Source organism: Radiobacillus sp. PE A8.2, assembly GCF_045635475.1.
Classification (GTDB): Bacteria; Bacillota; Bacilli; order Bacillales; family Amphibacillaceae; genus JBJGXI01.
Genome location: NZ_JBJGXI010000023.1, coordinates 69,442 through 78,996, shown reverse-complemented (window position 1 = coordinate 78,996; position 9,555 = coordinate 69,442). Strand labels below are relative to the sequence as shown.

The following is a 9,555-nucleotide window of genomic DNA, read 5'->3' as shown; positions in this document are numbered from 1 at the left end:
AGGCAGGAATTCAGGATTAATCCCTACTTTCGCTTTTGATTCCTCCATTGCCAATGGTATCACCCTCTCTATATTCATTATACCATTTTTTACATATTAATTTGTTTAACCTATTTAAAAATGAGCAGTGCGTTGACTGCTCATTTTGTAAACGTATCAAAATCATTCTAAAGTGGAAGCCGTTTGTTTAAGATCTTCTAAGCGGCAGCGAACAACATCGAAACGACCCGCCTGATTTAATAATTTCTGAAAAAGGCACCTCAAGTATGTCAAAGCCTTTAGCTGCCAGTTTTTTATTAACACTCGCATTTTTAGGCATGCCAATAATTTTATTATCACCTATCGATAGCACGTTCGTACCTAAAGTAAACTGTTCCTCTTCGGTGACTTCAATTATTTCAAAATGCTGTTTAATTTTTGCTAGATCTTCTTCTGTAAATGCGTCTGGAAAAACAATCGCTTGGTTCTCCGACAAAATATTAAAGGCGCAGTCTAGGTGAAGAATTTTTTCATTGATTGGCATTGGGATGATTTGATAATCTGGTAATTGCTGTTGCAAGTAGTTGATCGCTTCGATTGTTGTTCGATTGCTAACACCAATCCAAACACGATCATCATCAAGAATGACATCGCCGCCTTCTATCGAGTATTCTGCGAGATCATGATAGTTAATATTTTCGTCATCTAAGCGTTGCTTTAAGACGGTAATCTCTCCTTCACGAATGCCGCTTCCCATGGATGAAATAAATAAATGGTCGCCAATTGTAAAACCAATATCTCTAGTAAACACTTGCTCATTTAATTCCTGTTGTGTGTCCAATTCAATTACTTCGACACCATGGTCTCTAAGTAAATTGGCAAAACTTTGATATTGCTGCATCGCGACATCTACATCAATATTTTCCGATTTATAACGTTTTTGTGTTTCATTGATTATTTCACTAATTTTCATATTCTCTGGTGGACAAAGAATCACCTTTTCTAATCGTCCATACTCTGTTTTTACGGCTACTTTATTTGTTTGTTGGTGTGACTCTGTAGACATATACTTCCCCCCATTTTTTCTATGTGTGTCAATTTCATGATTATCTTATACAGCTTTTTATAACAGTGACTTATGGCACAAATCATTGTTATGAAATTGACTAGTGTAATATTTTATTGTTCCAAGAAAGCTACATAAGTATGTGAATATTCAGTGGTAGTTACACTTATTATAACAGTATTTCCTTATTTTTCTTTGTTCGAAACACTCAAAAGATAGACTATAAAAAATAACGCATGGAAAATTGTATCTTTCCCATGCGTTAGTGTATGTTACGCTTTCGTCACCTTAATTGTATCTTCGACTAGATTAACATGAATTGTCTTCACATCATCTTCTTCTAAAATTAAATCTGTAATACTGTCCTCTACTTTGTCTTGAATAACACGACGTAATGGTCGGGCTCCAAAACGAGGATCATAACCTTTATCAGATAAATATTTCTTCGCTTCATCTGTAACGGTAATTGCATATCCTTCATCTTTTAAGTTTACTGCCAACTCATCAAGCATAATGTCGACGATTTTAATTAAATCGGCTTGGTGCAATTCATTAAACGGGATGATTGCATCAAAGCGATTTAGAAACTCTGGCTTGAAGTAGTCGCCTAAAACTTCTAAAGTCGATATTGCCTCGTTATTTTCCTTATCAAAGCCGACGGTGATTTTTTTAGAACCAGTGCCAGCATTACTTGTCATTATAATAACGGTATCTTTAAAGCTCACTTTTCTCCCATGGCTATCGGTTAAGTGACCATCTTCCATGATTTGTAGGAACATGTTCTGCACGTCTGGATGTGCTTTTTCAATCTCATCTAGCAAAATTAAACCATACGGGTTACGGCGTACACGTTCCGTTAACTGACCCGCATCTTCGTGTCCCACATACCCTGGTGGTGACCCAATAATTTTTGATACCGAATGTTTTTCCATATATTCACTCATATCCAGACGGATCAGTGATTCCTTCGTACCAAACAGTTCTTCTGCAAGTGACTTCGTTAGTTCTGTTTTACCAACACCTGTTGGTCCAACGAATAAGAATGAACCAATTGGACGATGTTTTGATTTTAAGCCTGCACGACTACGACGAACGGCTTTCGCTACTTTTTGCACGGCAGTTTCCTGACCAATAACCTTCGCTGATAAATTAGAAGCTAGCTGCTTCATCTTCGTTTGTTCATCAGATTGTAGCTTACGGACAGGAATGCCAGTTTTCTCTTCAATAATCAACTGGATATCCTCCACTGTAACCTCTGCGTTTGGCTCATCATTTGCTTCTTGTAGTTTTTTCTCTAACAGTACTTCTTGATGTCTTAAGTTCGCTGCACGCTCGTAATCTTCTTTTTCTGCAGCTTCCTGTTTTTCTTTCGCTATTTCATCTAAGCGCGTTTGCAGCGTATCAACATCTGATTCAGAATGCTGCAAGTTCAAACGAGACCCAGCTTCATCAATCAAGTCTATTGCTTTATCTGGTAAGAAACGGTCTTGTAAGTAACGCTGTGAAAGCAACACTGCTCCATCTACTGCTTCATCCGTGTATTTAACACGATGATACGCTTCGTATCGCCCTTGTAGCCCCTGCAATATTTGAATAGCTTCTTCTGTTGAAGGTTCTTTTACAATGATGGGCTGGAAACGGCGTTCTAACGCTGCATCCTTTTCAATTTGACGATACTCTTTCAACGTTGTCGCACCGACTAGCTGTAACTCGCCACGCGCTAAAGCAGGTTTTAAAATATTACCTGCGTCCATTTGTGAGCCTTCTGCTGTACCTGCGCCAACGAGCAAGTGGATCTCATCAACGAACAAAATCACATTATTACGCTCATGCAACTCTTTAACTAGTTGCTTCATACGCTCTTCAAATTGACCGCGCATTCCTGTATTCGCTACGAGTGACGCAACATCCAATATATAAATTTCCTTGTTTTGTAGTTTAGTTGGTACTTCACCATCAGCAATTTTTAGAGCTAAGCCTTCCGCAATTGCTGTTTTACCTACACCTGGCTCACCAATTAAAACAGGATTATTTTTATTTCTTCGATTCAATGTCTCCATCACACGTTTAACTTCTTTATCTCTTCCAATCACTGGATCAATCAAACCAGCTTTAGCAGCATGACTTAAATTTCTGCCAAGCTCGTCCAGTAACCCGCCACCTCTTTGCTTGCCGTTCTTTTGCTGTTTTTGTCCACCAGCCTGAAAACCAGAGGTAAACGGATTGTTTGCTCCGGATTGAGCATTAAAATCTTTATCTGAAAAGAAACCTGATGGATTCTTTGCACTTTGTTGTATTTCTTGGAAACAATTTTGACATACATTTAATTGTTGAGTTTGATCATTAAATCGAAGGGTAACATGTACTTCCGCTTGACGAACGCCGCAATGTTGACATTGCATAGCCGACTCCTCCTTCATTTGTTTCACCTAATTAGATTTGGTCAATGTTTGACTTTGACTATCTTTGACCTAACCCTATTATAGTTTGACTAACTTTGACTTTCAAGTATTTTGTTTTGAAAATTTAATGCTGTTTTTTATTGCGTATAATGGCTATACTCCGGCGTAACGTAGTGCTCGTGATTTCCGCTCCGGCAGTCGCTTTTCGCTAGTTTAAAGCGTTTTTCTTTAAACAGGCACGGCTTCAGCTAACTCAGAAGCAAATGTTTTCGGTGGGACGAGTAATCGCAGTCCCATAGTGCGCTTCTGAGTGGATCTTCAGCTCGCGCTTTTCCCGCTGGAGTCGGCTGCCTGGAGCTACAATCACCCGACGTAAAGAGCAATCCCGTTATGAAGCGGAGGAAATGCCCTTCGACTCCTGCGGGACTAGCGGCGTAAGTGAGACCCCGCAGAACGCAGTTCGAGGAGGCTCACTAGCCCCCCGCGGAAAGCGAAGGGCATTTCCGGAGCGGGGCAAGCACTCGCCAAACTACGACGCATATTACTTCAACTATGAAATACCTCTACGAAAACAACATAAAAAACCTACCAACTCATTGTTATTGAATTGGTAGGTTATTATGGTCAACGTTTGGACTGTCTACTTTAATTGGTACTAGAATAAGTGCAATAACGAGTAGCACGACCCAGGCTAATTCCTTCATTACACAATCTCCCCTTATTAGCCTAACTTTTCTTCCATCGTAACATATCTTGGACAAAGTAATGTTACAAGTTAATAAAAAATCGCATGGGATACCCACACGATTTCTTCCTTCTTATAAAACTGTTTCTTTTTGTCTTAATTCAATCCGACGAATCTTTCCTGATGATGTTTTTGGCAACTCATCTATAAATTCAATTTTACGCGGATATTTATAAGGCGCTGTTAATGTTTTTACATGGTCTTGTAGTTGTTTGATTAATTGATCATCACCACTAACATTATCTTGTAGTACAACGTACGCTTTTACGACGTTACCACGAATCTCGTCCGGACTGGCAACAACAGCACATTCTTTCACCGATGCATGTTTGATTAATGCGTCTTCTACTTCAAATGGTCCAATTGTATAGCCGGAGCTTACGATAATATCATCGCTTCTACCTTCAAACCAGAAGTAGCCGTCTTCATCCATCGATGCTTGGTCACCTGTCACGTAATAGTCACCGCGCTGTGCTTTTTTTGTTCGTGCCGGGTCTTTGTAGTATTCTTTGAAAAGTGCTGGTGTATCTAGTGGAATTGCAATATCCCCAACCGTTCCCGGTGCTACAGGATTACAATCTTCATCAATAAGTACAACTTGATTTCCTGGTGTTGGTTTACCCATCGATCCAGGTTTAACGTCCATACCTTTTAGGAATCCTAACAATAATGTGTTCTCTGTTTGGCCATAGCCATCCCTAACTGTCACATCAAAGTGTTTCTGGAACGTATCAATTACCTCGCGATTAAGTGGCTCTCCCGCTGAGACCGCACTATGCAAAGCTGGTAACTGATAGTCAGGTAGATTATCTACTTTTGCCATCAAGCGATATTCAGTTGGTGTGCAGCAAAGTACATTAACACTATGTTTCTCAAGTAAACGAAGGTATGTTTTTGGATTGAATTTACCATTATAAACAAACCCTGTAGCTCCTGAACCGAGCACGGAAAGTAATGGACTCCACACCCATTTTTGCCATCCAGGTGCAGCTGTTGCCCATACGACGTCTCTTTCATGAATGCTCAACCAGTTTTTCGGAGCTGTTTGCAAGTGTGCATAGCCCCATGCATGCGTGTGCACCACACCTTTTGGATTACCTGTAGTTCCAGAAGTATATGGTAAAAATGCAATATCATCACGTGTAGTCGACACCATCTCTAACCTATCAGATGCTGCTTGTTTCAATGTGCTCAAATTTTTCCATTCATTCACATCGCCACCAAGGGTGAATTTCTGCAATTGATGATATTCTTCAAGCCCCATAAAAGGTTCAACAAATGGATAATAGCTGACGATTCCTTTTGCTTCCCCATGAGTAACACGGTATTGTAAATCTTTGGTGCGTAGCATTTCTGAACTTGGTACAACAACAATACCGGTCTTTAATGCTGCTAAATATACTTCATATGCTTCGATGATCCGCGGCACCATAACTAGAATTTTGTCACCTTTTTGCAGGCCATTTTCTAGAAATATATTTCCAATTTTATTGGCATTTGCTAATAATTGTGCATACGTTATTTCTTCTATATTTGCTTGTTCATCTTCTAAAATAATTGCTTTTCGCTTTGGATCCTGCGCATATTGCTCTACTTCCATCACTACGTTATATTGCATAGGTGCAATTAAATCTTCTCGTTTCACAGTCTCACCCTTTTACTTAGTAGTAGGTACTAATTACATGTCATTATAGCAAGTTTTAAAATAGCTGGAAAGTCATTTGTTTATAAAAAGCGCAGACTCCTCGACCATATCCGACAAGCCTTGGAGTGGCGCACTTCCATGTAGAGGATCCGCTTAAGACTTTGATGAGGCTGGCACAGGGGCTGGCGATGGCTAAAACTGGATTAAAGATTATCTTCATACTTCTCATATATTCCTTGACTGTCAAAAAAGATATCACCTATGAGTTGTACGAGGATAAGGTAATTATGATATGATAGAAGCAAATCAAGGAGGGATCGTATGCAATTCTCCGTTACTGACAATAAAAAGCCGATTACCCTAGAAGCAACTCGCCTCTCTGTGTTTCGTCAAAGTAAAATAGTCGAAGCAATTGATGCAAAGCAACGACACTATTATATATTTTTTTATAAAGATAACTTTCTTACATGGGTGCGTCCTAAGCACATCGTATTAAACAGTTATATCCATAAGGCCTTTGCTCATGGTGTTTTGTTTGACGGAGATCACCCAATTACGGATCAAGTCATCCAATTGCATCATTCCTTTTCCCACAGTCGCTTCAACCAGCTCTATAATAAGCTAACAGGAAAATATACTCCACAAGAAATTAGTTTAATCTTTACATTCTTCGATTCATTTATATCCCATAAACAAATAAGTAAATTGCTAAAAAAGACCTATTATGATTTTCGTAGAAATGGACAAATGCTGTCTGCGTACAAAATATTAAAGATTGCCGTATTATTTGACGAAAATGATACTTTTTCTAACGACATGATTAGCAGTATGCAATTCAAATCCTACGAAGAAATATATAAGGATTTATACGCACTTGTAGATAGAGATCCGATTCAGTTAGAAATTCTTTGTTTCACAGATAGGTCTACACCGAAAAAGGCGGCCTTGTTGCTCGGTTTACTTCGCAATGAAAAACGATATCTCGATGAATTGGCAGTGCGCTTATCGATGCTCAACAACCAATTTTCTACTGACTATTGGTCAGAAATTAAAGCGCTAATTCGCAGCCACTTTCCCCAAGAAGAGCAGCAAAAGTTGCTTTATATTATTGCAGAACAAAACCATCACCCCGATCTACAGTCGGATCTATTTGGCAGTTTCCTCGATTCCAATGATGCAGACAGTATTGTTCGATTTCTCGTCGATCGATCGGTACAACCAGCTCCAAACCAAATGCCAACTGTGGCAACTAACTTTTTATCGGCAAAACCATCTACACTACTTACCTTGTACCCAAAATTAAATGTACGATTAGTTGAATTATTTAAAGATGAGCATGTTGCCTTAGATAAGATTGTCATAAGGACTGTGTCTATCCTATTAACCGAGCATACACTGGCAGAAGTTAGCGATTGGTTAGCCGCTTTCCGAAATGCTAGTATATCCTTACCTATCGCGCAGAGACTTAAAAAAATGCAGCTACTAGAAGACGATCCAGATCGCCAGCTCCCTTTAGGGGAAATGTATTTAGAGTTGGATCAGCTTGATAAATCAATCGACTGCTTTAAGTGGGAAATGGAACTAAAACCAACAGATCCAAAACCAGTTCAATTACTAATGAATGCTTACCGGAAATTAGGGGATAAAACTGAAGCAAGCACTTATCAACAGCTGCTTGTACAAATGCAAAAACACTCTTCAGCATGAGCCTAATGATTCGGCTGAATCAGATCTAGGCTGTGTGCACTGGGTCCGGTAAAGCCGGCGACCAATGTTAGGCATCTATAGGTTGGCCAGGCGATTCGGTTTACTGTGGTTATCGAGTCAACTTGGCGTGGCCGACCATAATTTAGGCGGACACAGATGCACTTATTTCGACTAAAATCAATGTTTTGATAGTTCAGCGGACACCATAGCCCTTATTTGCCAACAAAAGCACACCGTAGCAACAACTTCATTTAACTAAGCGCACTGATGGCCGTATAATCCTCATTTAGTTTGGTTATGTCACAGATAACTGCCAAGGTGTCCGCGAAGCCCACACCCCAACAGGTGGGACATCTCCCAAAAACGTTCCCATGTCTACCCGACCCCCCTCCTCAACCCAACAGCCACTTGTCTCTTAGCGATTAGCATTATGTTATAATATGGGACACAATAACTATAGACGGGTGATATGATGGATAAAAATTATTTTGCAATTATAGATATCGGATCAAATACGATGCGGTTTGTCGTTTATGTGCAAGAAAAAGCTGGCAGATTACGCGAAATAGAAAACGTGAAAGCTGTCGCACGATTACGTAATCACTTAGATAAAGATAATAATTTAACAGAAACTGGTCTAGGCATTTTAATCACAACACTCACTAGCTTCAAGGAAGTAGCAGAAACATATCAATTATCGGATATTGTCTGCGTTGCTACAGCAACAATTCGACAAGCTAGAAATAAATCTACGATACAAGATGCAGTAAAAAAGCATATTGGCTTCGAAATGCGAATATTATCAGAACAAGAGGAAGCCTTTTATGGGTACTTAGCGGTAGTTAATTCTACATCTTTAACAGAGGGAATTACCGTTGATATCGGTGGTGGCAGTACAGAGGTTACTTACTACAAGAACCGTAAGTTGATGGAGTCACACAGTTTTCCTTTTGGTGCGCTCACGCTTAAAGATTTTTTTATTAGTGAAGTACCGACAGATTTAGAAATAAATAAGCTTCGAAATTTTTTGTACGAACAGTTCCAAACATTGCCATGGCTAAAAAATAAAAGAGTGCCACTAATTGGAATTGGTGGAAGTGCACGAAACATGGTTCAAATTGATCAAAATATCAAAAGATACCCATTAGCAGGCTTACACCAATATGAAATGAATGATAGCGATATAGCATATATCAGCAACTATTTGGCTGCCCAACCATTGCAAACCCTGCAAAAGGTCGAAGGATTATCAAAGGACAGAGCCGACATCATCTTACCAGCAATTGAAGTTTTTCATTGTTTGTATAACACGATTGAAGCAAGTTCGTTTGTATTAAGTAGAAAAGGGTTACGTGATGGTGTCTTTTATGAACAGCTCTCTAAGGACCTCGGATCTTTTTTATTCCCTAATGTGCTCGAAGATAGTATTCAAGAATTGATCAATGATTACAATCTAAGTCCAAAACAAATTTTACACGTACAGTATATTACAAGAAAGCTATTTCATGTATTACAAAGTAATGGCATTGGTTTGTTGACGCAGCAAGACTGGATCCAAATAAAGCGGGCCAGCTTTTGTTTTAATCTAGGTAATTATATCGATTCAGAATCCAGTGCACAGCATACTTTTTATTTGTTAGCGAACCGCACGATTGATGGCCTTTTGCATATTGATCGACTAAAGCTTGCTCTAGTTGCATCGTTTAAAAACAAAACGGTTTTCAAGCAATTCTTGCAACCGTACAAGCAGTGGTTTTTGAAAAAGGAACAAAAAAAATTACATCTATTAGGTGCGATGCTTAAATTTACTTACTGCTTGGACGCAACAAAAAGACAGGTTGTTCAGGATTTTGAAGTAACGATTAAAAAGGATACGATTTATATGACGCTTTTCTGCAACCAAAATTGGTTGCCTGAGGAGTATCAATCAGAGAAACAAAAAAAGCACTTGGAGAAATTGCTTAAGAAAAACATTGAATTAAACTTTGTATCGAATTAAGTCAATTTCATT

5 protein-coding genes are annotated in these 9,555 nt (G+C 39.0%); 2 read left to right on the top strand and 3 right to left on the bottom strand.

Going from position 1 to position 9,555, the window contains the following annotated elements:
• Positions 1–187: 187 nt before the first annotated feature.
• The 3 genes from ACI6MV_RS13595 to mbcS form a co-directional block, all read right to left on the bottom strand.
• Positions 188–1,045 (bottom strand): dimethylarginine dimethylaminohydrolase family protein, encoded by an 858-nt coding sequence (locus ACI6MV_RS13595; RefSeq protein ID WP_407270853.1) that lies wholly within the window; start codon positions 1,043–1,045, stop codon positions 188–190.
• A gap of 272 nt (positions 1,046–1,317) precedes the next feature.
• Positions 1,318–3,447 (bottom strand): ATP-dependent Clp protease ATP-binding subunit, encoded by a 2,130-nt coding sequence (locus tag ACI6MV_RS13590; protein ID WP_407270852.1) that lies wholly within the window; start codon positions 3,445–3,447, stop codon positions 1,318–1,320.
• A gap of 818 nt (positions 3,448–4,265) precedes the next feature.
• Positions 4,266–5,837: an acyl-CoA synthetase MbcS gene (gene mbcS, locus ACI6MV_RS13585; protein WP_407270851.1), complete on the bottom strand. Its 1,572-nt coding sequence runs from the start codon at positions 5,835–5,837 to the stop codon at positions 4,266–4,268.
• A gap of 321 nt (positions 5,838–6,158) precedes the next feature.
• Between mbcS and ACI6MV_RS13580 the strand changes: the two genes are divergently transcribed.
• The gene (locus ACI6MV_RS13580) at positions 6,159–7,544 is read left to right on the top strand and encodes a tetratricopeptide repeat protein (RefSeq protein WP_407270850.1); all 1,386 of its coding nucleotides are present in this window, start codon (positions 6,159–6,161) and stop codon (positions 7,542–7,544) included.
• A 472-nt stretch (positions 7,545–8,016) separates the two neighbouring features.
• Positions 8,017–9,543 (top strand): Ppx/GppA phosphatase family protein, encoded by a 1,527-nt coding sequence (locus ACI6MV_RS13575; RefSeq protein ID WP_407270849.1) that lies wholly within the window; start codon positions 8,017–8,019, stop codon positions 9,541–9,543.
• Positions 9,544–9,555: the final 12 nt, after the last annotated feature.

Excerpts from the sequence above, each read along its gene's own strand:
- ACI6MV_RS13595 (WP_407270853.1), bottom strand. The coding sequence starts at position 1,045 with ATGTCTACAGAGTCACACCAACAAACAAATAAAGTAGCCGTAAAAACA.
- ACI6MV_RS13590 (WP_407270852.1), bottom strand. The coding sequence starts at position 3,447 with ATGCAATGTCAACATTGCGGCGTTCGTCAAGCGGAAGTACATGTTACC.
- ACI6MV_RS13580 (WP_407270850.1), top strand. The coding sequence starts at position 6,159 with ATGCAATTCTCCGTTACTGACAATAAAAAGCCGATTACCCTAGAAGCA.
- ACI6MV_RS13575 (WP_407270849.1), top strand. The coding sequence starts at position 8,017 with ATGGATAAAAATTATTTTGCAATTATAGATATCGGATCAAATACGATG.